The organism is Pseudoruegeria sp. HB172150 (assembly GCF_013184805.1).
Lineage (GTDB): Bacteria > Pseudomonadota > Alphaproteobacteria > Rhodobacterales > Rhodobacteraceae > Psychromarinibacter.
Window position 1 is genome coordinate 1,009,520 of the sequence record NZ_JAATNG010000001.1, and the last position, 26,670, is coordinate 1,036,189.

Annotated in this window: 30 protein-coding genes; 22 read left to right on the plus strand and 8 right to left on the minus strand. The window is 62.0% G+C overall.

From position 1 onward, the window contains the following. Positions 1-128 precede the first annotated feature (128 nt). From HCO70_RS04855 to pyrC, 3 genes are all read right to left on the minus strand, one after another. Complete coding sequence (locus HCO70_RS04855; protein ID WP_172293620.1) at positions 129-1,616, minus strand: replicative DNA helicase; 1,488 nt, start codon at positions 1,614-1,616, stop codon at positions 129-131. A gap of 227 nt (positions 1,617-1,843) precedes the next feature. Then, the gene (locus HCO70_RS04860) at positions 1,844-2,521 is read right to left on the minus strand and encodes an orotate phosphoribosyltransferase (RefSeq protein WP_172293622.1); all 678 of its coding nucleotides are present in this window, start codon (positions 2,519-2,521) and stop codon (positions 1,844-1,846) included. A 134-nt stretch (positions 2,522-2,655) separates the two neighbouring features. Beyond that, a complete protein-coding gene (gene pyrC / locus HCO70_RS04865) occupies positions 2,656-3,690 on the minus strand; it encodes a dihydroorotase (RefSeq protein WP_172293624.1) in 1,035 nt (344 codons plus the stop codon). Positions 3,691-3,879: 189 nt separating this feature from the next. Between pyrC and HCO70_RS04870 the strand changes: the two genes are divergently transcribed. The 8 genes from HCO70_RS04870 (at position 3,880) to HCO70_RS04905 (ending at position 7,772) form a co-directional block, all read left to right on the plus strand. Continuing rightward, positions 3,880-4,707: an urease accessory protein UreD gene (locus HCO70_RS04870; RefSeq protein WP_172293626.1), complete on the plus strand. Its 828-nt coding sequence runs from the start codon at positions 3,880-3,882 to the stop codon at positions 4,705-4,707. 10 nt (positions 4,708-4,717) lie between these two features. After that, complete coding sequence (locus tag HCO70_RS04875) at positions 4,718-5,020, plus strand: urease subunit gamma (protein WP_172293628.1); 303 nt, start codon at positions 4,718-4,720, stop codon at positions 5,018-5,020. Positions 5,021-5,036: 16 nt separating this feature from the next. After that, complete coding sequence (locus HCO70_RS04880) at positions 5,037-5,318, plus strand: hypothetical protein (RefSeq protein ID WP_172293630.1); 282 nt, start codon at positions 5,037-5,039, stop codon at positions 5,316-5,318. Positions 5,319-5,337: 19 nt separating this feature from the next. Next, positions 5,338-5,643, plus strand: a complete 306-nt coding sequence (locus HCO70_RS04885) for an urease subunit beta (protein ID WP_172293632.1) — start codon at positions 5,338-5,340, stop codon at positions 5,641-5,643. Further along, positions 5,643-5,942 carry an antibiotic ABC transporter gene (locus HCO70_RS04890; protein WP_172293634.1) on the plus strand — a complete coding sequence of 100 codons (300 nt, stop codon included), beginning with the start codon at positions 5,643-5,645 and terminating at the stop codon, positions 5,940-5,942. The genes HCO70_RS04885 and HCO70_RS04890 overlap by 1 nt, the downstream gene beginning before the upstream one ends. Before the next feature lie 24 nt (positions 5,943-5,966). Beyond that, positions 5,967-6,320, plus strand: a complete 354-nt coding sequence (locus HCO70_RS04895) for a GFA family protein (protein ID WP_172293636.1) — start codon at positions 5,967-5,969, stop codon at positions 6,318-6,320. A 45-nt stretch (positions 6,321-6,365) separates the two neighbouring features. Next, entirely contained in the window at positions 6,366-7,181 is an 816-nt protein-coding gene (locus HCO70_RS04900; protein ID WP_172293638.1) for a cyclase family protein, read from the plus strand. Positions 7,182-7,247: 66 nt separating this feature from the next. Further along, on the plus strand, positions 7,248-7,772 hold the full coding sequence (locus HCO70_RS04905; RefSeq protein ID WP_172293640.1) for a GNAT family N-acetyltransferase: 525 nt from the start codon (positions 7,248-7,250) through the stop codon (positions 7,770-7,772). Positions 7,773-7,880: 108 nt separating this feature from the next. Here HCO70_RS04905 and HCO70_RS04910 read toward each other — a convergent pair whose 3' ends face one another. Beyond that, positions 7,881-8,717, minus strand: coding sequence for a cytochrome c (locus tag HCO70_RS04910; protein ID WP_253913113.1), 837 nt, complete (start codon positions 8,715-8,717; stop codon positions 7,881-7,883). Between the two features lie 321 nt (positions 8,718-9,038). Between HCO70_RS04910 and ureC the strand changes: the two genes are divergently transcribed. The 10 genes from ureC to HCO70_RS04960 all read left to right on the plus strand — a co-directional run bounded on the left by ureC (position 9,039) and on the right by HCO70_RS04960 (position 17,704). Continuing rightward, entirely contained in the window at positions 9,039-10,748 is a 1,710-nt protein-coding gene (gene ureC, locus HCO70_RS04915) for an urease subunit alpha (RefSeq protein ID WP_172293642.1), read from the plus strand. Positions 10,749-10,869: 121 nt separating this feature from the next. Then, positions 10,870-11,079, plus strand: a complete 210-nt coding sequence (locus HCO70_RS24760; protein WP_253913114.1) for a DUF1127 domain-containing protein — start codon at positions 10,870-10,872, stop codon at positions 11,077-11,079. A gap of 150 nt (positions 11,080-11,229) precedes the next feature. Next, on the plus strand, positions 11,230-11,466 hold the full coding sequence (locus tag HCO70_RS04925; RefSeq protein ID WP_172291857.1) for a hypothetical protein: 237 nt from the start codon (positions 11,230-11,232) through the stop codon (positions 11,464-11,466). Positions 11,467-11,526: 60 nt separating this feature from the next. Continuing rightward, positions 11,527-12,120, plus strand: coding sequence for a hypothetical protein (locus HCO70_RS04930; RefSeq protein ID WP_172293644.1), 594 nt, complete (start codon positions 11,527-11,529; stop codon positions 12,118-12,120). Positions 12,121-12,246: 126 nt separating this feature from the next. Further along, positions 12,247-12,423: a hypothetical protein gene (locus HCO70_RS04935; protein WP_172293646.1), complete on the plus strand. Its 177-nt coding sequence runs from the start codon at positions 12,247-12,249 to the stop codon at positions 12,421-12,423. Between the two features lie 16 nt (positions 12,424-12,439). Further along, positions 12,440-12,991 (plus strand): urease accessory protein UreE, encoded by a 552-nt coding sequence (gene ureE, locus HCO70_RS04940; protein ID WP_172293648.1) that lies wholly within the window; start codon positions 12,440-12,442, stop codon positions 12,989-12,991. 26 nt (positions 12,992-13,017) lie between these two features. Beyond that, entirely contained in the window at positions 13,018-13,617 is a 600-nt protein-coding gene (locus HCO70_RS04945) for an urease accessory UreF family protein (protein WP_172296146.1), read from the plus strand. Then, positions 13,614-14,222, plus strand: coding sequence for an urease accessory protein UreG (ureG, locus tag HCO70_RS04950; RefSeq protein ID WP_172293650.1), 609 nt, complete (start codon positions 13,614-13,616; stop codon positions 14,220-14,222). The genes HCO70_RS04945 and ureG overlap by 4 nt, the downstream gene beginning before the upstream one ends. Positions 14,223-14,321: 99 nt before the next feature. Further along, positions 14,322-16,433, plus strand: a complete 2,112-nt coding sequence (locus tag HCO70_RS04955) for a glycosyltransferase family 2 protein (RefSeq protein ID WP_172293652.1) — start codon at positions 14,322-14,324, stop codon at positions 16,431-16,433. Between the two features lie 86 nt (positions 16,434-16,519). Then, a complete protein-coding gene (locus HCO70_RS04960) occupies positions 16,520-17,704 on the plus strand; it encodes a glycosyl transferase (protein WP_172293654.1) in 1,185 nt (394 codons plus the stop codon). Here the strand turns inward: HCO70_RS04960 and HCO70_RS04965 are convergent. Then, complete coding sequence (locus tag HCO70_RS04965; RefSeq protein WP_172293656.1) at positions 17,642-18,724, minus strand: Stf0 family sulfotransferase; 1,083 nt, start codon at positions 18,722-18,724, stop codon at positions 17,642-17,644. The two genes, HCO70_RS04960 and HCO70_RS04965, sit on opposite strands and share 63 nt — an antisense overlap. Positions 18,725-18,907: 183 nt before the next feature. Between HCO70_RS04965 and HCO70_RS04970 the strand changes: the two genes are divergently transcribed. The 3 genes from HCO70_RS04970 (at position 18,908) to HCO70_RS04980 (ending at position 22,009) form a co-directional block, all read left to right on the plus strand. After that, on the plus strand, positions 18,908-19,597 hold the full coding sequence (locus tag HCO70_RS04970; protein ID WP_172293658.1) for a sugar transferase: 690 nt from the start codon (positions 18,908-18,910) through the stop codon (positions 19,595-19,597). Positions 19,598-19,664: 67 nt separating this feature from the next. Beyond that, on the plus strand, positions 19,665-21,110 hold the full coding sequence (locus HCO70_RS04975) for an oligosaccharide flippase family protein (RefSeq protein ID WP_172293660.1): 1,446 nt from the start codon (positions 19,665-19,667) through the stop codon (positions 21,108-21,110). Next, the gene (locus tag HCO70_RS04980) at positions 21,107-22,009 is read left to right on the plus strand and encodes a polysaccharide pyruvyl transferase family protein (protein ID WP_371742160.1); all 903 of its coding nucleotides are present in this window, start codon (positions 21,107-21,109) and stop codon (positions 22,007-22,009) included. The genes HCO70_RS04975 and HCO70_RS04980 overlap by 4 nt, the downstream gene beginning before the upstream one ends. Here the strand turns inward: HCO70_RS04980 and HCO70_RS04985 are convergent. Next, complete coding sequence (locus tag HCO70_RS04985) at positions 21,975-23,213, minus strand: O-antigen ligase (RefSeq protein ID WP_172293662.1); 1,239 nt, start codon at positions 23,211-23,213, stop codon at positions 21,975-21,977. The two genes, HCO70_RS04980 and HCO70_RS04985, sit on opposite strands and share 35 nt — an antisense overlap. Before the next feature lie 10 nt (positions 23,214-23,223). Beyond that, positions 23,224-23,997: a family 16 glycosylhydrolase gene (locus tag HCO70_RS04990; RefSeq protein WP_172293664.1), complete on the minus strand. Its 774-nt coding sequence runs from the start codon at positions 23,995-23,997 to the stop codon at positions 23,224-23,226. Positions 23,998-24,201: 204 nt separating this feature from the next. On the opposite strand from HCO70_RS04990, the gene HCO70_RS04995 reads away from it, so the two are divergent. Then, positions 24,202-26,454 (plus strand): glycosyltransferase, encoded by a 2,253-nt coding sequence (locus tag HCO70_RS04995; RefSeq protein WP_172293666.1) that lies wholly within the window; start codon positions 24,202-24,204, stop codon positions 26,452-26,454. On the opposite strand, the gene HCO70_RS05000 is transcribed toward HCO70_RS04995, so the two are convergent. Then, a complete protein-coding gene (locus HCO70_RS05000; RefSeq protein WP_216665265.1) occupies positions 26,429-26,662 on the minus strand; it encodes a hypothetical protein in 234 nt (77 codons plus the stop codon). The genes HCO70_RS04995 and HCO70_RS05000 overlap by 26 nt on opposite strands. Positions 26,663-26,670: the final 8 nt, after the last annotated feature.

The following is a 26,670-nucleotide window of genomic DNA, read 5'->3' on the forward strand; positions in this document are numbered from 1 at the left end:
AGTGACCTAGTTTGACGAACAGTCGCCCCACGCGCCTATTTCACCGGCGGTGAGGAGATGAAATTGCGATAGTTCAGTCTGTAGTGCCTTCTGAACGCCGAATCCTACTTTTGACGATCTCGCAAGGATCAGAAGTCGGCTTCACCGCCCTGTTGCCAGGGCTTCACAAGGTTCCCGAAGCGCGTGAACTGGCTTTCAAAGCTGAGTTCCACCGTGCCGATCGGACCGTGCCGCTGTTTGCCGATGATTACCTCGGCCTTGCCGTGAAGCCGCGACATCCGTTCCTGCCACCCGGCCATTTCCTCAAGCTTCTCGTCCGACGGTTTCTCGCGTTCCACGTAGTATTCTTCACGGAACACGAACATCACCACGTCGGCATCCTGCTCGATCGACCCGGATTCTCGCAGGTCCGACAGTTGCGGCCGCTTGTCGTCGCGGCTTTCCACCTGACGGGAGAGCTGGGACAGCGCCACGACGGGGATATTCAGCTCCTTCGCGACGGCCTTGAGTCCCATCGAGATCTCGGCGATTTCCTGCACGCGGTTTTCGGCATTGCCGCGCACCAGTTGCAGATAGTCGATGATCAGCAAATCCAACCCGTGGGTCCTCTTCAGCCTACGCGCACGGGCGGCAAGCTGTGCAATCGGGATTGCTGGCGTGTCGTCAATGAAGAGCGGGCAGGCTTCTAGTTCTTTCGCAGCCTCAACGAAGCGGCGGAACTCGGCCTCGGACATGTCGCCTTGTCGGATCTGGTGCGAGGAGATCTCTGACGCTTCGGCGAGGATCCGGCCGGCAAGCTGCTCGGCGGACATCTCGAGCGAGAAGAACCCTACAACGCCCCCATCGACAGCACCTTCGCTACCATCGGGCAGCAGGCCCTTCTTGTAGGCCTTGGCGACGTTGAACGCGATGTTGGTGGCGAGCGACGTTTTCCCCATCGACGGGCGGCCGGCGAGGATAAGCAGGTCGGACTTGTGCAGACCGCCGAGCTTCTTGTCCATGTCAGTCAGCCCGGTTGAAAGGCCCGCGAGACCGCCTTCACGCTGGTATGCCGCGTTGGCGACGTTCACCGCATCGGTGACTGCGCGCAGGAAAGACTGAAAGCCGCTGTCGGCCTGGCCTTCCTCACCCAGCTTGTAGAGCGCCTGTTCCGCCTCGACGATCTGTTCCTTGGGCTCCGATGCCACGTCGACCTTCTGCGCCTTGGCCGAGATATCCTGACCAAGGCGGATAAGCTCCCGCCGGATTGCTAGGTCGTAGATCATCTGCGCGTAGTCGCGCACAGCAAATGTAGAGATCGCTGCGCCGGCGAGGCGCGCGAGATAGGCGGCCCCACCCAGCTCCTTCAGGCCCTCGTCATCCTCGAGGAACGCTTTCAGCGTTACGGGGGACGCCAGAGCGTTCTTGGCGATGCGAGCAGCGGCTACCTCGTAAATCCGGGCATGGACCGGATCGTAGAAATGCTGCGGCTGCACGACCGAGGAGACCTTATCATAAGACTCGTTGTTCGTGAGGATGGCGCCCAGAAGCTGTTGTTCTGCCTCGATATTGTGGGGGAGCACGCCGTCTTGCTCAGACGTGCCCGGCGCCTGTTGAACGGCGCTTAACTGGTTCATTTTTTGCCCCTGTCCCTAGGTGGTTCGGGCTACATAGCGAAGGCCGGGCCGCTCGGAAATCGGGAAATCCTTGTGGATAAGCTGCCGATAAGCCGGTGGGTCGCGGTCCTGTTACGCGTTTCTGTCGATATTTAGGATATCGAATGCTGCTCTAAACAAAATGTAGAGGAGAAAAACGATTCTGTGGAGCTTTCATTCACAAAAGCTCCACAAATATTCTGGCGCGGTTACTGCTTGTGTGCTTCCTGCCAGGCACGCGGCGCGGTGAGGAATTCTTCGACCTCGCGTAGCGTCTCCACGTCGAAGGCCTTGCGCGAGCGGGCGACATTAAGCACGTCCCACCAGGTGCAGAGGTAATGCAGGGCGACATCGTGCTCCGCCAGTGCTTCGACTGTGCCGGGGAAGATTCCGTAATAGAACAGAACCGCGGTGTGGTTGCAGGTGGCCCCGGTCTCTCGGATCGCGTCGACGAAGGAGATCTTGGAGCCGCCGTCGGTGGTCAGGTCCTCGACCAGCAGCACGCGTTGGCCCTCGGTCATCACGCCTTCGATGCGGGCGTTGCGGCCGTAGCCCTTGGGCTTCTTGCGGACATAGGTCATCGGCAGGGCGAGGCGCTCGGCGACGAGGGCCGCGAAGGGGATGCCAGCGGTCTCGCCCCCGGCGACGTTGTCGAAGGCTTCGAACCCCGCATCGCGCATGATGGTCATGGCGAGGAAATCCATCAGAGTCGCGCGGATCCGTGGGAAGGAGATAAGCCTGCGGCAGTCGACATACGTCGGACCGGGCAGGCCGGAGGCATAGATGAAGGGCTCGCGGGCGTTGAAATCGACGGCGCCGATTTCCAGCAGCATCGTGGCGGTCAGGCGGGCGATTTCATCCTTGGCGGGGAAGGCGGAGGGGATCACTGGGCGAACCTTTCGATTGTGCGGGGGCTGGCGGTCTTCTCCGGGTCGGGTGCCGCCTTTTGGTGGGCGCCTGCCGTAGTGTCAAGCAAGTGGCGGTAACGGCCGTGACCGGACCGGGTTTCGCGCAGGTTGGACTAGGAAACCCGCCAATGCAGCGGAAAGCCGGGGTCGAAGACAGTGACCGGGCCGTCGCCACTGTCGACCCTGTCCGGGTAGGTGACCGGGTCGCCCTTGGTCAGCGTGATGGTCTCTTCGTTCGGCGGCAGACGGTAGAAGGCGGGGCCGTTCAGGGAGGCGAAGGCTTCGAGTGTTTCCAGCGCGGCGGCGGCTTCGAAGACCTCGGCTAGGACCGACATGGTGTTGGTCGCGGTGAAGCAGCCGGCGCAGCCGCACGCGTGTTCCTTCAGCGCGTCGATATGCGGGGCGCTGTCGGTGCCGAGGAAGAAATGCGGATCGCCGGAGGTGGCGGCCTTGACCAGGGCGAGGCGGTGTTCCTCGCGCTTTGCGACCGGCAAGCAGTAGTAGTGTGGCTTGATGCCGCCGACGAGGATGTGGTTGCGGTTGATGACGAGGTGATGGGTGGTGATCGTGCCGCCCATGTCGTCTTGCGACTTCACGTAGTCCACGCCGTTCGCGGTCGTGATATGCTCCATCACCACGCGCAGGCCACGGGTCGCCTTGCGGACGGGATCGAGGACGCGGTCGATAAAGACGGCTTCGCGGTCGAAGATGTCGACGGCGGGGTCGGTGACCTCGCCGTGGACGCAGAGCGGCAGGCCGACCTCTGCCATTTTTTCGAGAACGCCGCGCACCTTGTCGAAGTCGCGGACGCCCGAGGCGGAGTTGGTGGTGGCGCCGGCGGGGTATAGCTTCACCGCCTTGACCAGACCCGACTTTGCGGCGGCGGCGACGTCGGCGGCATCGGTCGTCTCGGTAAGGTAGAGTGTCATCAGCGGCTCGAAGCTCATGCCGTCGGGTAGGGCGGCGAGGATGCGGTCGCGATAGGCCGCGGCGTCCTTGCCGGTCACAACGGGGGGAACGAGGTTCGGCATGATGATGGCGCGGGCGAAATGGCGGGCGGTTTCCGGCAGGACAGCCCGCAGCATCGCGCCGTCGCGCAGGTGCAGGTGCCAGTCATCGGGTCGGCGGATCGTGAAGCTCTGGGTCATGGGCCTTGGCCATACACAATGGCGGGCGGGCGTGCCACGGCAAAGATGGGCTTCACAAACCGCCTTGGGTTTGGGCAATCTGGCAGCGAATGGCTGGCCGGGCAGTGGGGATGTTCCATCAGACGGTCGGCGGGCATTGCCGGGACCGAACCGGGCCCATAGCGTGGAGAGCGGAGAGCCGGAAGCCGAATGTACGATCAGTCGCATACCCCTACGCAGATGCAGCGCGCCCGCGGGCGGGCGGCGGTGACACTTGCCTGCGTGGACGGGCGGGTGCGGTTGAGGGATCTGCACCAGTCGGGATCGGCGAAGGCGTTCCTGCCGAAGGTCCACGGCGCGGTGCCCGAGGTTGTATTCCTGAACACCGCGGGCGGGCTGACCGGCGGCGACCGGATGTCCTATGGTTTGAACGTCGGACTAGGCGCGAAGGCGGTGGCGACGACGCAGACGGCGGAGCGGGCTTACGCGTCCTCGGGCGGATGTGCCGTGCTGGACGTCGAGATATCGGCGGGAGCGGGGGCAGAAATCGCCTGGCTGCCGCAGGAAACCATCCTGTTCGACCGGGCCGGGTTGGACCGGCGCACGCGGATCGCGCTGAAAGGCGATGCGTCCTGCCTGATGGCAGAGACGCTGGTGCTGGGCCGCGCGGCGATGGGCGAGACGGTGGAGACGCTGGATCTGACCGATCGGCGCGAGGTGACACGGGACGGGCGGCCGGTGTTGCTGGAACCCTTGCGGATTGGCACGGACGTACTTGCACGGCGCGATGGCGCGGCAGTACTGGGCGGTGCACGTGCGATGGCGACCGTGGCGCTGGTTGCTCCCGGCGGCGAGGACGCGCTGAGCCGGGTCCGCGCTGTGCTGGACGTCGAAGGCACCCGCGCCGCGGCTTCGGGCTGGGACGGTAAATGCGTCGTTCGCGCGCTGGCCGGCGACGCCTTCCCCCTGCGCCGTTTGGTAGCGCGGGTTCTCATGGCATTTCGGCCCGGATCCTTGCCCCGGGTATGGCAGAACTGAAGGAGTACGCATGAATCTGACGCCCCGCGAAAAGGACAAGCTGCTGGTCTCGATGGCGGCGATGGTGGCGCGCAACCGGCTGGAACGGGGGGTGAAGCTGAACCATCCCGAGGCCATTGCGCTGATCACCGATTACGTGGTCGAGGGCGCGCGCGACGGCCGGTCCGTGGCCGAGCTGATGGAGGCCGGGGCACATGTGGTGCGTGCAGAGCAGTGCATGGAAGGCATCGCCGAGATGATCCATGACGTGCAGGTCGAGGCGACCTTTCCGGATGGAACCAAGCTGGTGACGGTGCACCACCCGATCCGTTGAACCGAGGGAGGCAAGGATGGGACTGCTGATCACGATGGTACTGGGCCTGCTGGCCGCGGTAGCCGCGACTTACACCGAGGACCAGGTCAAGGAATGGCTGGACGATTTCCTGATGGCGGAACAGAGGTTGAGTCCCGCCGAGTTGAGACTTTTCGCGCTGCTGGCCTATCTGATGCTGGCGGCGCTACTTTCATGGGTCATCGGCAATGGCGGCGCGGTCCCACTGATCTTCGGCGCGATGCTGGGCATCTTCATCCCGCGCGCCATCGACGGTTTTGTGTCAAGCAACAAAGACTGAATTTCAAGGAGTTACCCAAGTGATCCCAGGCGAAATCATTACCGCTCCCGGCGACATCACCCTGAACGAAGGCGCCGAGGCGATCACGCTGACCGTATCGAACACCGGCGACCGGCCAGTGCAGGTTGGCAGCCACTACCATTTCGCCGAAACGAACACCGCGCTGGACTTCGACCGCGATGCGGCGATGGGCATGCGGCTCGACATCGCCGCCGGCACCGCTGTGCGGTTCGAGCCGGGCCAAACCCGCGAGGTCAGGCTGGTTCCATATGGCGGCAAGCGCGAGATCTACGGTTTCAACCAGAAAGTCATGGGAGCGCTGTGATGGATCCGTTCCGCGTCTGGCGGTTCTGGATCGACATGGCCCGCATGGGCGCCGAGGCGCAGGCGGTCATCGGAATGCGCACGCTCGGGATGGCCGGCCTGTGGCCGGTCTCGCCAGCCGAAACAACGCGCATGGTGCAGGAAAAGGCCGATGCGTGGAACGAGGCTGTCCACGCCGGGACTGCGGCGATGCTGGCCGCGCCTGTGGCTGCGGCAGAGGCAGCAATGAAGCCCTACCGCAAACGGACGCGGGCGAACGCGCGCCGGTTGTCCAGGCGTGGCACACAGCGGAAAGCCTGAGGACTTTCACGAAGGGAGGATGCGATGACAACCTACGCCGGCGGATGCCAGTGCGGTGCGGTACGCTACTCGGTCGAAATGGATGAAATCGCTCAGGGTATCACATGTAACTGCTCTCGCTGCCAGAAACTGGGCTCGGTTCTTGCCTTTGCACCGCGTGACAACTTCACGCTGGAGAAAGGCGCCGACGCGGTAACGGAATACACCTTCAACCGGCATCAGATACGGCACCAGTTCTGCAGCACCTGTGGCATTCAGAGCTTTTCCTATGGTGCCATGCCGGATGGCACGGCGATGGTTGCCATAAATATCAATTGCCTCGATGGGGTGGAACCAAGGGAAATCGAGACAGTGATGTACGACGGTCGCGCGATGTGACCGCCTCAACGCCGGATGTCCGGCCTCATGACAGGGAGTTGCATCATGTGTCACGCGTGCGTCATTGAAGGAGCTAGGAAACATATGCTGTCGCGGCGGGATCTGTTCCGTGGCGGCGCTGCGGCCGGGGCTGCGGCGATAGCGGCAGGAGCGTTGTCGGCGCGGTCTGCTCTGGCCCAGTCCGGCGGAACGGTCATCGACCTGACCCACGCGTATGACAGCGACTTTCCGACTTTCGACGGTGTGCCGGGTATACTGTACGAAGAAGCGGTGAATTTCGACGAATCCGGCTACCAATTGTGGAAACTGACTATTTTCGAACACACCGGCACTCATATCGACGCGCCGCTGCACTTCTCCCGGGATGGAACCTCGGTGGCCGAACTGGCCCCGGAAAACCTGATGTGCCCGCTTTGCGTGGTCGATATCAAAGCCAAAGCGATGGATGACGCCAATGCGGCTTTAGAGGCCGAAGACATAGAGGCATGGGTGTCTGAAAATGGTGAGATACCTTCCGGCGCGCTGGTCGCCGTGAATTCCGGCTGGTCGGCCAAGCTGGGCGATCCTTCGTTCCGCAACGATGCGGAGGGCAAATTCGCCTTTCCGGGTTTCGGCAAGTCGGCCACGGACCTGCTGATGGAACTTGGCGCTGCGGCGATTGGTGTCGACACACTGTCGCTCGATCCCGGCAGCTCTGCCGATTTCGCAGTTCACAACAGCTGGTTGCCGGCGGGATTCTACGGGATCGAGAACCTCGCCAACCTGGACCGGATGCCGACGACCGGGGCCACGGTGTTCGTGGGCGTGCCGAAACATGCGAAAGGGACAGGCGGGCCCGCGCGGGTGCTGGCCGTGGTGTAGCAAAGCGGCTATGATGCTGCCCGGCCGCTACCATTCAGGCGGCCGTGTGGTTATGGAGTTGATTTGATGAGCGAGATTGAAGTTCGGCGCGTCCGCAGCAAGGACGATCGCGATGCGGTACGCAGCATGGTCTGGGAATTCTTCGACGCCATGAAGGCGCGCTACCCTGACATGACCGGCGAGATCGACGATTACATCGTGCATCAGGACCTTGCCGGTCAGCTCGCCGATTTCGACGCCTACTTCATTCCTCCACATGGCGAATGCTTTCTGGCTCTGGAAGGCGACAATCCGCTCGGCATCGTCAAGCTGCGCCCCGCAAAGGACGGCGCCGCGGAACTGAACCGCATGTACGTGCGCGAAGCGGGACGCGGTAAGGGTGTCGGGCGCAAGCTGTGCGGCGCCTGCATCGAGGAAGCCCGCGCGCTCGGCTACCAGACGGTCCTGCTGGACGCTCTCTACCGGCATGTCGAGGCACTGCCGCTCTATCGTTCGCTGGGCTTCGTGGAATACCACGCGCCGGATCTCTTCAACGCCCACGACCCGCGCGTGATCCACATGCGGCTGGATCTGGCTGAAGTACCTGCCTGACCGTCGATTGCGCGCAAGACCCGAAACGCAGCCTCTTATAACGTGAGCCATCCTGGCCGGAGGGTAGTGTCCCCCCGGCAGGACAGTTCGCGCCTGCGGTTAGAATCGTTAGCTGGCGTCAGGCAGCGGCGGCAGCGTGCGCAGGTACAGGATGATCGCATCGAGGTCCTCGGGCGTCATCTTCGACAGGTAGCCGTAGGGCATCGGCGGCAGCATAGCCGTACCGTCGGGTCGGACGGCCGTGGTTATCATTGTCTTGAGGTCGTCGTCCGAGTATCCGGCAAGGCCGTCTTCGTGCGATGTCAGGTTGGCGGCGACGGAGGTGCCCCACGGTCCGTGGAACTCGAACCCGCCGCGGCCGAGGTCGGTTTCGACCATCGGACCCTGCGGTCCCATCGGCGTATGGCATTCCATGCAGTGGGAAATCGTCCCGGCCATATACTTGCCGTACTCGACCGTCACGCCGCGCTCGGGCGCGGTGACACTTTCCACCGGCGGGCCATAGGCCGGGGGCAGGGGGATGCGATAGTCAGACTTGCCTGGGTCGTTATCGACCTCCGGCAGCGTGCGCAGGAACATGACCACCGACATCAGGTCGTCGTCGCCGAGGCCGCGGTAAAACGTGAAGGGCATCGGCGGGCCGATAAGGCTGCCGTCGGGGCGGATACCTTCGCGGATGGCGTGGGCAAGTTCCTCGTCGCTCCAGTCGGCGACGGCACCGAAGGGTGTGATGTTCGGCGCGATGGCCGTGAACATCTCGTTATCCTCGACGAGGCGACCTGCGAGTTCCATACTCGGAACCGGTCCCTCCGGGCCAAGTGGGGAGTGGCAGTTGCCGCAGCCCATCGGGCCGCGGACCAGGTATTCGCCGCGCTCGAGACTGGGCTCGGCGCCAGCAGCGCGAGCCGCCAGCAGAGCTGCGGTCAGGACGATGGCTCGTTGCATCTTTTGGTGTCTCCTCATGTGTGACCGGGCGAAGGGCGTGCCCGGTCGGAAATGCATCTGGCTTAAGAATGGCGATGGCGTAGGATGCCGGCTGGCTGCCGGTCAATCGGATTTCAGCGGCGTAACCGTCACGAAATGCTAAATGTTTCTTAAGCTGTGCCGCGACGGGCTGGCGGGGGCCGTGAGGCACTGCCCGAAGCTTGAGCAGGGGCTGGAAAAAACGCCGCCAAGCGCTCAGGGAGACTCGACGCCGCCCGTTGCAGCACCCTAACGTGGGCGGCGCGGGGCGGTGGCCCCGGACCGCGAGTTACAGGAGACGCCATGCCCGCCACGATATCCCGCGCCACCTATGCCGACATGTATGGACCCACTACGGGTGACAAGGTACGGCTGGCCGATACCGACCTTATCATCGAGGTGGAGAAGGACCTGACCACCTATGGCGAGGAAGTGAAGTTCGGTGGCGGCAAGGTGATCCGCGACGGGATGGGGCAGAGCCAGGTGACCCGCACAGGCGGTGCCGTGGACACGGTGATCACCAACGCGCTGATCGTGGACCATACCGGAATCTACAAGGCCGATGTCGGCCTGAAGGGCGGTCGGATTGTCAAGATCGGCAAGGCCGGCAACCCCGACACGCAGCCCGGCGTCGATATCATCGTCGGTCCGGGAACCGAGGCGATCGCGGGCGAGGGCAAGATCCTGACCGCTGGTGGCTTCGACAGCCACATCCACTTCATCTGCCCGCAACAAATCGACGACGCGCTGCATTCGGGCCTGACGACCATGCTGGGCGGCGGCACCGGCCCTGCGCATGGCACGCTCGCCACGACCTGCACTCCCGGCCCTTGGCATCTGGCGCGGATGCTGCAGGCGGCGGATGCCTTCCCGATGAACCTCGCCTTCGCGGGCAAGGGCAATGCCAGTCAGCCCGGCGCGCTGGTCGAGATGGTCGAAGGCGGCGCCTGCGCGCTGAAACTGCATGAAGACTGGGGCACCACGCCGGGCGCCATCGACTGTTGCCTGTCGGTCGCCGACGAGATGGACGTGCAGGTGATGATCCACACCGACACGCTGAACGAAAGTGGATTCGTGGAAAACACCGTAGCGGCAATGAAGGGCCGGACGATTCACGCCTTTCATACTGAGGGGGCTGGCGGCGGTCACGCGCCCGATATCATCAAGGTGGTGGAACAACAGAACGTGCTGCCGTCTTCCACCAATCCGACGCGGCCCTACACACAGAACACGCTGGAAGAGCATCTCGACATGCTCATGGTGTGCCACCACCTCGACAAAGGCATCCCCGAGGACGTGGCCTTCGCGGAAAGCCGAATTCGCAGGGAAACCATCGCTGCAGAGGACATCCTGCACGACCTCGGCGCATTCTCGATCATCGCCTCGGACAGCCAGGCGATGGGTCGGGTCGGAGAGGTCATCATCCGTACATGGCAGACCGCCGATAAAATGAAGAAACAGCGCGGGCGGCTGGCCGACGAGACCGGCGACAATGATAATTTCCGCGTCCGCCGCTATATCGCGAAATACACGATCAACCCGGCCATCGCCCATGGGATGAGCGCGCACATCGGGTCCGTCGAGGAGGGCAAGCGCGCCGACCTCGTGCTGTGGAACCCCGCCTTCTTCGGCGTGAAGCCCGAAATGGTGCTGATTGGCGGTTCTATCGCCTGCGCGCAGATGGGTGATCCCAATGCCTCGATCCCGACGCCGCAGCCGGTCTATACCCGACCGATGTTCGGCGCTTTCGGGCGCTCCGTCGAAAACTCCGCGGTTCTCTTCGTCAGCCACGCGGCGAACGCGGCCTGCATCCGGCAGGGCCTGGGCCTCGCAAAAGACACGCTTCCAGTTGAAAACACCCGCGGCATCGGCAAGTCGGACATGGTTCTCAATTCCGCCACGCCGGCAATGGATGTGAATCCAGAGACCTACGAAGTCCGCGCGGATGGCGAGCTGCTTACCTGCGAACCGGCGAAAGTTCTGCCAATGGCGCAGAGATACTTCATGTTCTGAAGGTCGAGGCGCCATGCTCCGGCCTCATACCGGCTTTTCCCTTCGCGTCGTTGTCGCCATACCGCGCCCCGGTTAGGTATTGGCGCAGGGGAGGAACCTTGACCAATTCCGGAGGTTCCACATGAGTATACAATCAGTCAGCCACGCCCGGCCGGCGCCATTTAGCCTTAGCAAGCTGTTCGCTGTTTTGATCAGCCCGATCGAGCTCCTTTTTGACGCGCGTGATCGCAAGGTCGAATTCGAACGGCTCTTTGCCAAAAGCGATGAGTCACTGGCCCGCATGGGTTTGAAGCGCGAAGACATCGCGCGACATGTCTTCCGCGACATCTGATCGCTTTCGATGTCTCCGCAAAAGGTCAGTTAATCTGCCATGTTTTCAGTGCATGGCGGCTTTTCCGACCCCGCAGTTGTCGCTGCAGTGCAGCGAAACTAGTATCAGGGCCACGGGAGGAAACCGGAACAGACCACTGCGAGGTTTCCAATGGCACAGACCTACGACATAACGAGCAGCGCCACCCACGACCGGAAAAGCGTCAAGGCCATGCTCGACACCTTCTTCGCCGGGCTCGGGCAGGGCTTCAACGCCTACCTCACCGCCCGTTCGCGCATGGGCGAAATCGAAGCCCTGAACGCAAAAAGCGACGCGCAACTCGCCGCGATGGGACTCAAGCGCGAAGATATTCCGCGGCACGTCTTCCGCGACATCTTCTACATCTGAGCGCCCCTTGTCTCCGCGCGGGAATGCGCGGAAACTCTCCCCTGACCGGGGAGAGATGTGATGCGTCACTTGTTGATAGTTGGCTTGGCGCTGGCACCGTTGCCGGCGTTGGCTGATTGCCCGGTGGCGGCTGATCTCGCCGGTGGCGTGCGCCTGATCTCTACCGCCGGCGCCGCCGAGACGTTCACACTTCAGAACGACGGAACAATCGAGGTATTCTTTTTCTACGCGCCGGGCATGGGCTCGCGCTATCATCTCGCCAAGGGTACCTACCTCCTCGACCACGAGAACATCGTGAGTGGTGAGATCGTCGAAAACTCCACAGCAGTCTACAAATACCCGGTTTCAACTGAGCAGCTTCCGGATCCGGCGCCTGGCGCCGTTTGGGAGGGCCAGATCGCCGTGCACGGAGATGCGCCGCGTGCGTCCGAGAGCCAGAGCTATGCCTTCGGTGAAACGAGGGAGCTTGACATTGCCGGTTGTGCTTACGTTTCGCTACCCGTGATCGCCACGTTTCGAAACACGGAAATTTCCTTCCAGAATGTGTATGAATATCTTCCCGAACTGGGTTTCGCCTATCTCGCGTCCAGCGGCGCCATCGGGCAGGATCCTGATTACACAGTAGAAATCAAATTGATCGAGGCGGTGAAATGAGCGCACTGGGAAGCCATGCAAAAACCGCAGGGCGGGTATCTGATTCTCCCCCTAGCCAAATCACCCGCGCGGAGGCACATGGAGGACGATTCACAAACCGCCCTCAAAATGTGCAGGAATGCTCAAATGACCACCAGATCCTTTCAAATGCTAAGCGAAGGGCTTGGCAACTTCCTCCGGAGCGTCACGTCGCCCGGCCGCTACGAAGACCTGTTCTCTATGACCGACGCACAGCTGGCTGTCCGTGGCTTGTCGCGCGATGGTCTGACCCGCAGCTTCCTGTCGGGCCGCGCTTACTGCTGATTTCGGAGGCCGCGCTATGAGCGACGGCCTGCTGAAATCCCTGCGGGTGCGGCGCGCACCCCTCGACGTTCCGCCGTCCGATACGGTGGTGCTGACCTATGACGCCCGCCTGCTGCGCCGCAAGAAACTGCGCACGGCACAGGGCATCGCCTTTCTTGCCGACTTGTCCGAGGCTGTGAGCCTCGGCCATGGCGACGCCTTCGAACTGGAGGACGGTCGCCTCGTTGAAATAGCCGCCGCCGAAGAGGAATTGCTGGCCGTCACCGGCGACCTTCCCCGTTTGGCCTGGCATGTCGGCAACCGTCATACTCCCTGTCAGATCGAAACCGACAGGCTCCTGATCCAGCGTGATCACGTTCTGGCGAAAATGCTGGCGGGTCTGGGCGCCGTGGTCGCGGAGGTAATGGAGCCCTTCACACCAGAGGGCGGCGCATACGGGCACGGACGAACTATGGGCCATTCACACGGCCCGGAAGACGCGCATGACCACGGGCACGGCCATTCCCACGTGCATCATCACGGTGCCACCATCCACATTGATGACGAGGAAGACGAGGACGAGGTTTGAGCGACCTGCTGACCCTTGTACAGTGGATGTCGCCCACCTTTCCGGTGGGCAGCTATGCCTATTCACACGGTCTGGAACAGGTCGTGGTGGACGGGGATATTACCACGGCCGATAACCTCGCCGAATGGTTGAACGACATCCTTTGGATGGGAGCGGGGCGCACGGACGGCCTTCTGCTGGCGGCCGCGCATCGCGGCGAGGATGCACACGCACTGAGCGACAAGGCGCGCGCACTCGCCGCCTCGAAGGAACGCTGGGAAGAAACCATCGCGCAAGGCCGCGCATTTTCCGAAGCGGTTACCGGCGCGACTGGGGTTCCGCTCGATCCGATGCCGTATCCGGTCGCTGTGGGCGTGGCGGCGCGCCAACTGAGCCTGCCGACTGCCGAAGTAGTGAAATTATTCCTTCATGCGACGATGTCGAACCTCGTCAGCGCCGCTGTACGTTTCGTGCCGCTCGGTCAGGCCGATGGACAGCGCGTGCTCGCAGGTTTGCATGGCGCGATGGCCGAGGTGGCAGAGATGGTTGCGCTGACACCAGTCGACGAGATTGCCTCTTTCGTGCCAGGCGGCGATTTGGCGGCGATGCGACATGAAGAACTCGAAGTTAGGATATTCCGAACATGAGCGGGAATGGCCCATTGCGCGTGGGTATTGGCGGCCCGGTGGGCGCCGGCAAGACCACCCTGACCGAACAGCTTTGCCGAGCGTTGGCAGATTCTTATTCCGTCGCGGTCATCACGAATGACATCTACACCCGCGAGGACGCCGAATACCTGATGCGGGCGCAGGCGTTGCCGCTCGAGCGCATCAGGGGCGTGGAAACTGGTGGCTGCCCGCACACTGCAATCCGCGAAGATGCTTCGATAAACCTCGCCGCCGTGGCGGAACTTCGGCAGAGCTTCGATGATCTCGACATTATCTTCATCGAATCCGGTGGCGACAATCTCGCCGCGACCTTCAGCCCGGAATTGGCCGACTTGACACTTTACGTCATCGACACGGCGGCAGGGCAGGACATCCCCCGCAAGAAAGGACCCGGGCTTACACGTTCCGACCTGCTGATCGTCAACAAGACTGACCTCGCGCCCTATGTCGGTGTTGACCTGGACCTGCTGGAGCAGGATGCAAAAACCGCGCGTGGGGATCGCCCCTTCGTCATGGCTGGCGTGAAATCCGGCAAGGGCATCCCCGAGATCGTGGCATTCCTGCAGGAGGAAGGCGGTCTCTGACCCACGCCACTCTTGAAATAAGCGCCGCTCCTCGGCAACAATTCCAGTGGGGTGCAAAGCCGTCGGCAGAGCGGCGCAGCAGTCAGAAAGAGCGGTGTAATGACCCTTCCAACCGTCGCCTCCCTTTGGATCGGGGGGCAGTTGAGTTTTTTGGAACAGGTTTGTCTTAAATCATTCCTCGATTTCGGACACCGGACACTGCTTTACACCTACGGTGAGGTGACCGGGGTGCCCGAGGGCGTCGAGGTGATGGACGCCAATGCGGTCTTCCCGCAGGGCAATTACATCAAGCATAAGGACAGCGGATCACCGGCACTGCATTCCGACGTGTTCCGCTACCACATGATCGCCAAGGAAGGCGTCGTTTGGATCGACGCCGATGTGCTTTGCACGCAGCCGTGGGAATTTGACACACCGTTTATCTATGGCTGGGAAAAGCCGAAACGGTTGATCTGCGGTGCGGTCCTGGGCTTCCCGAAAGAGTCCAAGACCCTCGCCACCCTACTGGAATTCTGCGAGGAAGAGTACCCAATCCCCCCCTGGCTCTCCGAACCCGAAATCGAGCAGCTGAAGGCGGCGCACAAGGCCGGAAATCCGGTTCATGTGACCGAGCTGAAATGGGGCGTTTGGGGTCCGGCGGCACTGACCTGGTTCCTGGCCCAAACCGGCGAGGTGGAACATGCCCTGCCGCAGAACGCCTTCTATCCGATTTCCTTCAAGGACCGCCGCGACCTGCTGAACCCTAGCGTGGATATCGAAGCGCAACTGGGCGAGGGCTGCTACGGCGTTCATCTGTGGAACCGGCGCATCCGGCGGCGGATCGTGACTCACGAAAATGGCATCCCGCATCCCGACAGCTGTCTGGGCCGCGCCCTGATCCGGCACGAGGTCGACCCGCGCGCCGCACCGATCCCGGATCAGCCGCCCCCGCACGTGGTGGCGGAGCGTGCCAAGGCGGCAGCCGCCGCCATCCGCACCGCGCCGAAACCGGTGAACGATAACCCTCATGCCGTTGGTGCGCCACCGCCGGTTCTGGCAACCATGCCGCTGATGAAGCTGGCACAGACCGAAGTCTTTCAGGAAGCCATCGACGGGCTGGAGGAGCGTGGCGGGCGCTTGAACGGATGGCTGGATGCGCCCGAAGAGGTGCCGAAGAACAACAACATCCTTGTCGTCACATCGATGAAGAACGAGGCGCCATTCATCCTGGAATGGGTCGCCTATCACCTGTCAATCGGGGCCACCCATTTCCTCGTCTACACCAACGACTGCACCGATAACACAAACGCCATCCTCGACCGCCTGCAGGAGCTGGGCCACGTGACTCGGGCGGTGAATCCATGGGACCCCGCCTCGGGCAAGAAACCTCAACACGAGGCATTGAAGGATGCGGTCAAAAAGCCCTGCTACAAGGCTGCGGACTGGGTGCTGGTGAGCGACTGCGACGAGTTCGTGAATATTCATGTCGGCAACGGTACCTTCGCGGACCTGTTCGAGGCGGCAAACTACCCGAACGTGATCTCGCTGACGTGGAAATTCTTCGGCAACGGAGGTGTGCTCGGCTACGAAGACCGCCCAATCACGGAACAGTTCACCGCCTGTGCCCCGGAATTCATCCCGAAACCGCGTCTTGGCTGGGGCTTTAAATCGATGTTCCACAAATCCGCGCCGTTCCGCCGGCTGGGTGTGCATCGTCCGCTGGGGATCAACGAGGAAGACAGGCCGAAACTGCGCTGGGTCAATGGCTCGGGCCGGGTAATGCCCGCCGAGGATCAGGCCAAGAACGGCTGGATGTCCTCGAAGCGGTCGCTCGGCTACCGGCTGGTGACTCTGAATCATTACATTCTGCGCTCAGCCGAAAGCTTCCTGGTGAAACGGGAGCGCGGGCGGATCAATCACACCGAGCAGGATCAGGGCATCCAGTATTGGACCCGCAGGAACTATTGTACCGAGACGGACGCCCGCATCCTCGCGCGGCTGCCCCGCATGCGGACGATACTCGACGAGTTTCATGCCGATTCGGAGCTTCATGATCTACATGAGGAAGCAGTCGCCTGGCATCGAAACCGCATAACGCACCTGATGAGTGATCCGGATTACCGCGCGCTTTATGAACGGCTCGTAGATCCGGAACAGACCGACGCGCTGCATCTTTCCAAGGAGTTCATGGAGCAGAAAGAGCGGGAAAAGGCGGCCAAGGCCTCGGCATAACACCGCCAAACTGCCATAGACTGCTTGTATTCCCGCATTGGGCGAGTGTCTGATAGGCGCGGGGAGGGCGCCGGAAGGAGCCTTGCATGGCCGATATCGTGTTCTTCGCCTTCGACATCTCGGAGGCGTCGCAGATCCGCCGCATCGAGAGCGTCCGGTCGGTCGGCTATAACGCTGCCTCCTATTCTTTCCGGCGCGGCAACATGAACAGCGACTACACGCCGCCCTGGCCAGACGTGCCGCTTGGGCTGGCACCGAACGAAAGCTACGTGAAGCGTGTGCTGCTGTTGTTCCCTGCGATGGCCCGCGTTCTTCGCAATGCTTCGTTGGCCAGAGGTAGCAAGCTGTGGATCGCCCGGAACATCGACTTGTTGCTGCTGGCGCATGCGGCGCGGTTGCTGATGTTCAGGCGGGATGTGCGCATTGCCTACGAATGTCTCGACATCCACAGCCTCTTCACACGCAAGGATGCCGTCGGCAGCGTGATGCGTTGGGTCGAACGGCGGCTGCTTGCTCGAAGCGACCTTTTGATTGTATCTTCGCCGGGCTTTGTCCGGGAGTATTTCGAGAAGGTGCAGGGTTATCAGGGTCGTGTCGCACTAATCGAAAACAAGCTGTGGCTCGGCAACTCAGTGCTACCTCGTCCCGCGTCCCCGCCGCGGGCAAAGGCCGAAGGGCCGTTCGTGATCGGCAGCGTCGGTTCAATACGTTGCCGCAAGAGCTTGAAGATCCTTGCCGAAACCGCCGAGCGGATGGGCGACAAGGTGCAGATCGCATTCCACGGCAACGTCCACCGTCATGCTGTGCCGGATTTCGACGAGGTTGTCGCGGCGCACACGAACATGTCTTACCACGGCGCCTACCGCTATCCGGACGATCTTGGCGCAATTTACGGCAGTTGCGATCTGGTCTGGTCGCAGGACCTATGGCAGTCGGGTGCGAATTCCGACTGGCTGCTTCCCAACAGGATCTACGAGGCGAGCTGGTTCGGCTGTCCGAGCATCGCGGTAAAAACCACGGAGACTGGGCGTCGGGTGGCCGATAAAGGGCTGGGGCTTGCGATCGAGGATACCTCGGCAGAGGCATTGTGCAAGCGAATCGACGACCTGACGCGCGCCGAGATAACAGAGATCTCGCGGTATGTCCTGTCTCATCCAGATAAGGAATTCCGCCTGTATCCGGAAGACATAGAGGCGCTTCTTGAACCTTTAGTCCCGCCCGCCGGAGGCACCACGCAGGTCGTCGAGCCGCATCCGCGCCCAGTCGACTAGCCGCTCCTTTTTGCTCGTGTCGCCCTGGCTGAGGCCAGGCAACGCGAATTGGCCGCTCCGTAGTCGTTTTTCGGTTTCCGCCCGGAACATTGCCGGCCAGTCCTCACGCTTGCCGCTCTTTTGCCGTTCCGGCGCGAAATCCGCGGGCAAGGACGCTTCGGCCAGCGTCACGCCGGCATGATCGGCGATCGCCCGGACTGCGGCGCTTGGGTCACGCGCGACCTGCTCATATGTCATCTGCAGTGCCTCGCGGCCGGTCGCAGCCAGAAATGCCTCCCAGCCGGCATTGCCGGTAGCGACGGCGGTGACTTTGGAAGCGATCAGGTCGTAGTCGTAACGCGCCGCGCCGCGCTCGGGCATGTCCGAGATCCAGGCTCCGGTTTGCTGGGCGCGGGCGAAGGACGCCGCCTGCGCCAGCAGATTCTCCCGCCGAAGATGCACAAAAACGTAGGAAAGCGGGTCATCCTCTTCCGCCAGGAATTTCTCCAGATGCTCGAAATGCAGCTTGATTGCGAAAACGCCGTTCGGGCCTGTGCGGACCGACTTGATATAGTCCAGTACCCCAGCCGCGCCTGCTTCACGGGCGCGATGACGCCAGTGCCGCCAATTACCAGAGTTGCAGTATTCCAGCGGATATCCGAAGCCGCCGGTTTCGCGCAGCCGGTGGCCCAGGAAATGGCTCCCGCAGCGGGGCGTAGTCAACAGGGCCAGTTTCGTCGTCACCAGTGTCGGGGGGAAATCGTAGACGGGATCGAATTGGCGCTGCCATGGGCCGGAAGTGGCCGTTTCGGACCTTTTTTCGCTGGTGTCGGTGCCCATGAAATCACTCTCCAATGTGCCCCCGCCCAGGCCAACCGTCACGATTCGCAGCAGAAAGTCCATTGCCGTCGGCAGGCTTCGGCCTACCTCAATGCTGCGCCTGCACAATGAACAAACGTTCGGGCGACATGCCGCCACATAATTGAGCAACCACCCGCCTTGGGAGTTTACCACAAGATGTGGTGTGACATGCGCTAACATGTACCAAATAACTGAATAGGGTCCAGTCAAGTTGCACGACGACGCTCAAATAAGCAGAACCGAATTCAACTCATCGGCGAGTTACTGCCGAATTCCGCCGATGACTTGAGATCGATGCTGCAAATGCAACATTGCTGGTCAAAGGTGCCCGCATGGGTGGGTTCCAACCAAGGAAAGGGTCCAATGCCGATCACTCACCAGCTGGCCCATATCGACCCGAAAGGTCGTATCGATTCCAGCCGAAACTCCTCCAGTCGGGCTGTTGGCGGGCGTGCCAAACGGTGCCTGGATTTGATTGCTGCTGTCACGGTGCTTACAATTTTGTCTCCGCTGTTCCTTATGGTCGGGGCCACGGTTGCACTAACCTCACCAGGTCCGATCCTGTACGGTCACTCCCGTATCGGGTTTGGAGGGCGAAGCTTCAAATGCTGGAAGTTCCGCACGATGTGCCAGGACGGCGATGCCGTGCTGGCCGAACATCTCGCCGACAACGATGCAGCGCGGCGGGAATGGGAATTGACGCGCAAGCTTAAGGACGACCCCCGGGTAACAACCATCGGGAGAGTCCTGCGAGAGTACAGCGTCGATGAACTTCCCCAGCTCCTTAACGTCATCCGCGGCGATATGAGCCTTGTAGGCCCACGTCCAGTGGTTCAGGCGGAACTGGAAAACTACAACTCCCATGCCGGGTACTACCTGTCAGCGCGGCCCGGAATCACCGGCCTGTGGCAGGTCTCTGGGCGTAATGATGTTAGCTACGATCACCGGGTGCGTCTGGACGTCAGCTATGTCGCGGACTGGAGCCTCTCCCAGGACATCGCGATCATGGCCCGTACGATCCCGGCCGTAGTGGCCAGCCGCGGCGCCTACTAAGCCGTTGGCAGACTCGACCTCCTCCATCCCCCCCGGCGCAACCGGGGGGGGCGGGTTTCGACCGCAATTGAATGCCGGCCGGTCGCGTGCCGCGATCACCGGAGTTTTCTGGTCTGCGGTCCACACGGCGCTGCCGCTTGTCAGCTCGACGGTGCTGTTCTTTCTCTGCGCGATGCTGGTCTCGCCGGAGGAGTTCGGCCTTTTCAGCTTGGCAGCAGGCATCGTCGCGACAGTGATTGCGCTATCGCCGCTGGGCTTCAGCGAGGCTCTCGTGCAGCGCGAGACACTGACCAAGTCCCATGTCGACACGGTATTCGCTCTGACCGTCGGCTATGGCGTGCTGGCTGGTCTCGCGCTCTGGGCCGCGGCACCGCTCCTCGCAGGCTGGACCGGCCAGCCGCAACTGCAACAGTTGCTCTGGTTCATGGCGCTCAAGGTGCCGCTGGACGTGGCCGTCGCGGCGCCCTCTGCGCTGATCGTCCGGTCGATGCAGTTCCGCGCAGTTGCAGTCCGGACAGCTCTGGCCTTCTCCCTGAACGCCAGCATTGCAATCTACATGCTGCTGAATGGATATGGCATCTGGGCTCTAGCGGTTGGGCAAGTGACGGGCAGTGCCGTCATTCTGATCGTGTCGCTCTACGTTGCCCGCTGGCGCCCTAGCGGCGGCCCGACCCTTGCCGCCGGGCGAGAGCTGTTCCGCTATGGGGCTTTCGCATCGGGAAGCAAGATGCTGCCAAGCCTGCGTCTGGATCACGTTATACTGGGCCTGCTGGCCGGAGAAGGCGCGCTTGGTCTCTTTGTGCTGGCCCAACGGCTGCAGCAGATGCTGACCATGGTCTTTACCGGCGCCTGGGCATCGGTGACCCATGTCCTTCTGTCTTCGCTGCAAACGAGCAAGGAAAAGACACGTCAGGCGTTCGGTCTCGCCTCCTTCGGCTCGGCTGCCATCGGCATTCCCGGTTTTGCAGGCGCGGCGCTCCTGATCGACGACCTGATTGTCTGGGCGTTTGATGACCGTTGGGCCGAGGCGTCTCTTGCGGCGCAGCTGTTCTGTCTTGTCGGCTTGCTGTCAGCAATCGGCTCGGTTCAGGGTTCTGCGATCAAGAGCCGGGGCAGGGCGGACCTGTGGTTCTACTACCTGCTGGCGCAGCAATTCGGGACGCTGGCAATGCTCGCGATCTTCTCGAAGGCGGGGCTCACGGCGATCGTGACGGCCATCGTGGTCAAGACCTACCTGCTTTGGCCGATCTCTGTCGTGCTAACGGTCCGCGCGATCGACATCCCGGTATGGGACTACCTGAAGAGCTTCGCCGCACCGCTTGTCTCCGTCGCGGCCATGGTCGCGGCCATGCTTGCGGTGGAATATGCCATGGCGGACGATCCGGCGGGCCTGCGTCTGCTTGTCACCGGGCTCACCGGCGCAGCGGTCTACCTCCCTGTTCTCTACCTTCTCTCCCGGCGACGCGTCGCCGATCTTCTCACCATCATCCGCAATAGGAGCGCAAGCTCGTGAAACATTTCTTCTTTCGCGGCGATCCGCCCAACTTCGGCGATGAAATCAACGCAACCATGTGGAAGCACCTGCTGCCAGAGGGAATGCTGGACGACGACGAGTCGACGCTTTTCCTCGGCATCGGCTCGATCATTCAGCACGGCTATGATCCGAAGGCGCGAAAGGTGGTCGTGGGTTCCGGCTACGGCGGATACACCAAGAAGCCCGACGTGCACGACGGCACCTGGGATTTCCGCTTCGTCCGCGGGCCGCAGACGGCCGAGGACATGGGCCTGTCGCCTGACCTGGCCATCGTCGATGCCGCCGTGTTGCTCCGTTCAACGCCTTTGCCCGCTCCCGCAGAAGGCATCGACGTGGCTTTCATGCCCCACTACGAAAGCCTCGAGCGCGGCAACTGGAAGCGCGTCTGCGAAATTGCCGGGGTACATTTCCTCGATCCTTCCGCCCCGCACGAGCAGACCATCGCAGAGATCCGGGGCGCCAATCTGGTAATCACAGAGGCAATGCACGGCGCCATCGTGTCGGATGCGATGCGCACGCCCTGGATCGGCGTGCGTACCATGCACCACGTTCATCGCTACAAGTGGAACGACTGGGCGCGTTCGCTGGACATCGACTATCAGCCGGTCACGCTGTGGCCGTCGAACGGGCGCGAGGCGTGGGCCTTCACAACCGGTCGCTGGGGGTCCGGTCCGAAAGCGCGGATGCTGCTTGAAGGTCCGATTGCCGCACCGGCGAATTTCGGGCTGCTGCACAGTTCGGCCCGCAGCATGAAACGCATCGCCCGTGGTAGGCCTTCGCTCAGTTCCGACGCAGCAATCGAGCGCGCGACCGAACGGGCGCTGGCCGCGGTCAACCGCTTCGTCAGGGACTACGCGGACCAGTCCGTTCCGGCATAGCTTCACTCCGGCCTTCGACTGCGTAGACTAGCGTGGTGAAAACCAGGAAAGTCCGCAGGCTGAACTGGATGAAGATCGGTACCTCGACCATTGTCGTCACCAGCAGCATCAGGGCCGAGCCGAAAAGGAACGCGAAGGTCTGATCGCCAGTCTGAATGAACCGCCACAACGGCAGAGCCACGGACGCCAGGATCATCAGCACTTGCATGCCGGTGCCGATGATCCCGATCTCCACTGCGTTCGAGAAGTAGGTGTTGTGGAAGTTGAAGCCAGAGCGGCTCTCGATCCCGAACATAAGCCACAAGGCTTCTGCGGGAGCATGGCCGCGGGTCCAGAAGGCGTTGAAGCCAATTCCAAGCAGCGGTCGTTCAGAGATGAAGCCGAATGCCTCGCGCCACAGGTCCGTGCGTCCGGTCAGCGTCAGATCCTTACCGGTGGCATCAAGAAGGCCGCCGACAACGGAATTCCAGTGCATGGCCACCAGAACACCGACAAGCAGGGCGAAGAGGACGGCGAAAAGGATTATCACGATACGCGCCGACAGGCCGAAGCGGTGCAATTGCGTGGCGAGTAGGTAGCCGCCAATACCAAGCGGCAGCACCGCCAGCGCGCTTACCGATTGCGCAAGATAGACAGTATAGACTGCAATTGGGACGCAGGCTGCCGCCACCCAGGACAGCTTGCCGTATCCCGGAATCGCGGCCACTGCGAAGGCGACCAGCCCGAACAGGGCACCGGCACCCGCCATTGCGTTCTTGCTGTTGTAGAAGCCCAGCAATGCACCGGTGTCGCCGCGCACGTTGCCGAACAGGAATCCCATGACCACCATCGTACCCAGACCAAAGAACAGGGCTGCAATGAAACTTCGCAAAGGCATCCGCGTCGCCAGAACCACCGCGATCGCCGCCGAAACCGACAGCTGAATTCCCGCACGAAAGGACTCTTCAGGCAGCCGCGACCAGATCGCGCTGGCCGTGCAGAACAGCGGCATCAGCATCACATACCAATGGCGAAGAAGGGCGGACAGGCTCGATGCCGGCCGCATCACGATCAGCATCATGCCGCAGCCGAGCAAGCCCAGAACAGCCAGCTTGCCAAGGGCGGGAACCATGATCAGCGACAACAGGACGCCAAAGCCGAGCCAGGCGTCGATCGTCGCCTCGGGCACACGTAGACGGCCTACCGGGATCTCTGCCTGCGTCATGAAGGGAAACCTAGCACAGAATCGACTCGGGGAAGCGGCACGCTTCGCCTTCAGGCGTGTAGGCGATCCAGTCGACCGTCATGGTCTTGCTGCCTTCGAATGGTTCGAACGGCCCCATCCAGTTCGGGAAGCTTTCACTGCTCCAGAAGCTGGCGAACAGTTTTTGCGGAGCCTGCGGGATCGGAGTGCCCGGCGCGGTACGATGTACTTCGGCTCCATTGACGTACCAGATGATCTCTTCCGCGCTCCAGGTGAAGGCAAAATGCGCGAAGGCGCTGTCGGTCGGGGGCGAGACCGGAACACGTTTACCATTTGTCGGCGCGCCATCGACATAGGTATTCAGGCTGACGCCGCTGGTGTCGCGCGTCAGGACTTCGATATCGATCTCGTGGTGCGGCTGGCCGTGGCTGGGGCCAATATACGTGAACAGCGCCGCGTTAAGGCCGGAGCCGGTTTCCGTCTTCATCATCACTTCGTAGGTACCATAGCCGACCTCCTGCCGCGTCTGGATTTCTGCACATGCATAGTCTCGGCCGTTACTGGTCGGTCTTTTTTCAACTTTAAGTAGAAGATTGCCACCTGATATCGACACCAGTCCACCCTGCCACTGGCAGCTCATCCATTCGCCGTTGGACCAGCCGTCTGACTTGTTCCAGAGGCTCCAGTCGAACTTGTTAAAATCGTCAAAAAACGAGGCGCTTTCCTGCGCCGATCCGGAGGTTGCAATGGCCACTGCCACGACTGCGGCAGCACCGATCGATAGCGGTTTCGATGCCTGTTTCATGGCCTCAACGAACCGGCTTTTGCATCGGGCGTCCAGAAAAAATGCAACACCTATAGCGCGAGTGCAGAATTCGGCGAAAGCCCGCTTAAAACCGGCGCATCCTTAGGCAAGGGCGGGATTTTTCTAACGAATCCTTTACTGTTCTTTGCGGATGAGGAGCTAACTGTGCTGCATTGCGGCACGAGCAGAACGAAAGAATGAGCAATGCTGCCGAAAGAGCCCGGGGCCGCCAAGCCGCCCCTCGTCTCCATCGTGATGGCCCATCGCAATGGCGAGCACTATCTGGCCGAGGCCATTGCCTCTGTCATGGCGCAGACCATTGAAGACCTGGAACTGATCCTGTGCGACGACGGCTCCACCGATTCCAGCGTCGCCGTCGCAAAGCAGATCGCAGAACGCGACCCGAGGCTGCGCGTGGTGACCGCAGCTGTCAGCAGCGGGCCGGCAACGGCGCGTAACCGTGGTCTGAGCCTCGCACGTGGTCAGTGGATCGCGGTTGTCGACTCCGATGACTTGTTGCATCCTGACCGCCTCGAACGGCTGCTGGCGCGGGCAGAGGTGCTGGGCGCCGACGGGATCGCCGATGACCTGATCTATTTCGGTGGCGAAACAGGGCGCAGCCTGCTGGGCCCGATGGGCCTGGACGGTCCGCTTGAACTGACGCCTGAATGCCTGCTGAAAGGCGGACCGCGCGGAGCGGGGCCTGTGCTCGGATACCTCAAGCCTGTCATACGTCGCGAGGCGCTGGCCGGAATGTTCTACCGCGAAAGCCTGCGGATCGGAGAGGATTTCGATTTGCTGCTGCGGATTGCCCTGAGTGGCGCAAAGATGTTCGCGGTACCCGAGCCGACCTACCTCTACCGCCGCCACGCTAGCTCGATCTCGTACCGTTTGGCCCCGATGGACGTCGAAGCGATGATCGCCGCCTACAATCGCATCCGCGAGGATTTCCGGCTTTCGCCGGAACTGGAGCGCGCCGTCGAGCACCGGCAGAGCAAGCTGTTGTCGGAGCTGGAGTTCGCGCGGCTCGTCGCAACTGCAAAGGAAAAAAAGCTGGGCCGTGCCAGCGGCCAGCTCTTGCATTCGCCTGAACTGGTCGTGCCGCTGGCCCGCTCCGCGCGCGAAGGCGTCACGCGCCGGGTCCGGCAGCGCACGACCGGCGAACAGCCGGAATTCGTCGCACTCGCCGAATCCGGAGCCGACATCCCGCCGGGATATCGCCGCTTCGAGATCTCGGGCCGCGTGCCCGCGCGTGCCGAAGCGGTGCGTCTCGCAGCCCTGGGCAACGAAGACCTTTTGGAACTGCACGCAGAGGGCCGTGCCGGGCTTGCTGCCCTAACCCACGTGCCGGGCTGGCGAAATGCGGTGTTGTTGCCGCCTGCCGATGGCTGGAGCGCTCGCGAGGAGGCAGCAATCCGATCCTTGCCCTGGACTGTCACAGATATGTCTAGACCCGTCGTGCCAGGCCGCGTGCAGGTTCGTACACCAACCTACAAACGCCCGGAGTCTCTCGAACGCTGCCTTCGCTCGCTGCAGGATCAGACTCATACCGACTGGGTCTGCGACGTCTATGATGACGACCGCGGCCGCAGCGGCGAAGCGGTCGTGCGCCGGATGAATGATCCGCGCATTCGCTACCACCTGAACCCGAAACAGAATTTCGCCTCGAAGAACATCGACCGTTGTTTCACTCGGGCCAATCCGAACCGGGCGGAATTCTTCTGCGTCCTGGAAGACGACAACCTGATGCTGACGTCTTTCATGGAGGAAAACATCCTTGCGGCGCGGGCACATGGCGTAAACATCGTCTTCCGCAACCAGTTGATCGAGCACGAGGCTGAATCCGAAGGTGCCTATTTTTCTGAACGCGGCATATTGGACGACAAGTTGACCGAGCGGGTCTATTCGCCCGAACATTTCCGGCTGGCACTGATTTCGGACATTGGGGTATCTAACGGCGGGTTGTTCTGGTCGCACAAGGCGGTCTCGGACCTCGAAGTGCATTTCGATTGCTCCGCGACATTCCAGGAGTACCTCCGCACTTTCGCCATCGAGGATCCGATTTTCGTCGCCATGGAGCCTCTGGCCGTCTGGGCCCTGAACGGCGAGTCGACGACGAGGGATCTCGGCGCCACTGCCGGCTGGTTTCGGCGCGAGCTTCGGCTGAAGCATTCCATCGCGAAGCTGCAGCATACTGCCTGGCGGCTCGCCTCGCCGGAACAGCGGCAGGGATACCTGCGCGACATGTCGTTCCTCTACCCGCAGGACGACCGTGAACGCGGTCTGACCAAGTCGCTCCTGTCGGTGCGGTGGAAGAATGGCTCGCTCGGGGCCACCGAGAAGGCACGTCTGCTGCTGCGCGGCAGTCTGATCCGCCTGCTTGGCCGCCCGGAACCGGCGCTGACGCCGTTCCTTCAGCGCCGCCCGGGTGTCAGTGCGACGCCTCCGAAGATGTAACCTTGCGGCTGCGGCCGTCCTCGACGTCGTTTCCGCCGAACGTACGATCTTGCTTATCGTCACGCTTTGTTCTCGCGCGAAGTACGAGTAGCACGAAGTAGGCCACTTGAAGCACCACCAGTGACAGTGCCACGCGCACCAGGATCGCGCCCAGTGTCAGGTCATTCACAATACCGGTGACGGTGAACACAGCTGCGGTTGCGACCATGACAATCG

Coding starts and splice junctions, on each gene's coding strand:
- HCO70_RS04855 (WP_172293620.1), bottom strand. CDS start 1,616: ATGAACCAGTTAAGCGCCGTTCAACAGGCGCCGGGCACGTCTGAGCAA.
- pyrC (WP_172293624.1), bottom strand. CDS start 3,690: ATGACCCAGAGCTTCACGATCCGCCGACCCGATGACTGGCACCTGCAC.
- HCO70_RS04870 (WP_172293626.1), top strand. CDS start 3,880: ATGTACGATCAGTCGCATACCCCTACGCAGATGCAGCGCGCCCGCGGG.
- HCO70_RS04875 (WP_172293628.1), top strand. CDS start 4,718: ATGAATCTGACGCCCCGCGAAAAGGACAAGCTGCTGGTCTCGATGGCG.
- HCO70_RS04880 (WP_172293630.1), top strand. CDS start 5,037: ATGGGACTGCTGATCACGATGGTACTGGGCCTGCTGGCCGCGGTAGCC.
- HCO70_RS04890 (WP_172293634.1), top strand. CDS start 5,643: ATGGATCCGTTCCGCGTCTGGCGGTTCTGGATCGACATGGCCCGCATG.
- HCO70_RS04895 (WP_172293636.1), top strand. CDS start 5,967: ATGACAACCTACGCCGGCGGATGCCAGTGCGGTGCGGTACGCTACTCG.
- HCO70_RS04900 (WP_172293638.1), top strand. CDS start 6,366: ATGTGTCACGCGTGCGTCATTGAAGGAGCTAGGAAACATATGCTGTCG.
- HCO70_RS04905 (WP_172293640.1), top strand. CDS start 7,248: ATGAGCGAGATTGAAGTTCGGCGCGTCCGCAGCAAGGACGATCGCGAT.
- HCO70_RS04910 (WP_253913113.1), bottom strand. CDS start 8,717: ATGCAACGAGCCATCGTCCTGACCGCAGCTCTGCTGGCGGCTCGCGCT.
- ureC (WP_172293642.1), top strand. CDS start 9,039: ATGCCCGCCACGATATCCCGCGCCACCTATGCCGACATGTATGGACCC.
- HCO70_RS24760 (WP_253913114.1), top strand. CDS start 10,870: ATGAGTATACAATCAGTCAGCCACGCCCGGCCGGCGCCATTTAGCCTT.
- HCO70_RS04925 (WP_172291857.1), top strand. CDS start 11,230: ATGGCACAGACCTACGACATAACGAGCAGCGCCACCCACGACCGGAAA.
- HCO70_RS04930 (WP_172293644.1), top strand. CDS start 11,527: ATGCGTCACTTGTTGATAGTTGGCTTGGCGCTGGCACCGTTGCCGGCG.
- HCO70_RS04935 (WP_172293646.1), top strand. CDS start 12,247: ATGACCACCAGATCCTTTCAAATGCTAAGCGAAGGGCTTGGCAACTTC.
- ureE (WP_172293648.1), top strand. CDS start 12,440: ATGAGCGACGGCCTGCTGAAATCCCTGCGGGTGCGGCGCGCACCCCTC.
- HCO70_RS04945 (WP_172296146.1), top strand. CDS start 13,018: ATGTCGCCCACCTTTCCGGTGGGCAGCTATGCCTATTCACACGGTCTG.
- ureG (WP_172293650.1), top strand. CDS start 13,614: ATGAGCGGGAATGGCCCATTGCGCGTGGGTATTGGCGGCCCGGTGGGC.
- HCO70_RS04955 (WP_172293652.1), top strand. CDS start 14,322: ATGACCCTTCCAACCGTCGCCTCCCTTTGGATCGGGGGGCAGTTGAGT.
- HCO70_RS04960 (WP_172293654.1), top strand. CDS start 16,520: ATGGCCGATATCGTGTTCTTCGCCTTCGACATCTCGGAGGCGTCGCAG.
- HCO70_RS04965 (WP_172293656.1), bottom strand. CDS start 18,724: ATGTTAGCGCATGTCACACCACATCTTGTGGTAAACTCCCAAGGCGGG.
- HCO70_RS04970 (WP_172293658.1), top strand. CDS start 18,908: ATGCCGATCACTCACCAGCTGGCCCATATCGACCCGAAAGGTCGTATC.
- HCO70_RS04985 (WP_172293662.1), bottom strand. CDS start 23,213: ATGACGCAGGCAGAGATCCCGGTAGGCCGTCTACGTGTGCCCGAGGCG.
- HCO70_RS04990 (WP_172293664.1), bottom strand. CDS start 23,997: ATGAAACAGGCATCGAAACCGCTATCGATCGGTGCTGCCGCAGTCGTG.
- HCO70_RS04995 (WP_172293666.1), top strand. CDS start 24,202: ATGCTGCCGAAAGAGCCCGGGGCCGCCAAGCCGCCCCTCGTCTCCATC.
- HCO70_RS05000 (WP_216665265.1), bottom strand. CDS start 26,662: ATGGTCGCAACCGCAGCTGTGTTCACCGTCACCGGTATTGTGAATGAC.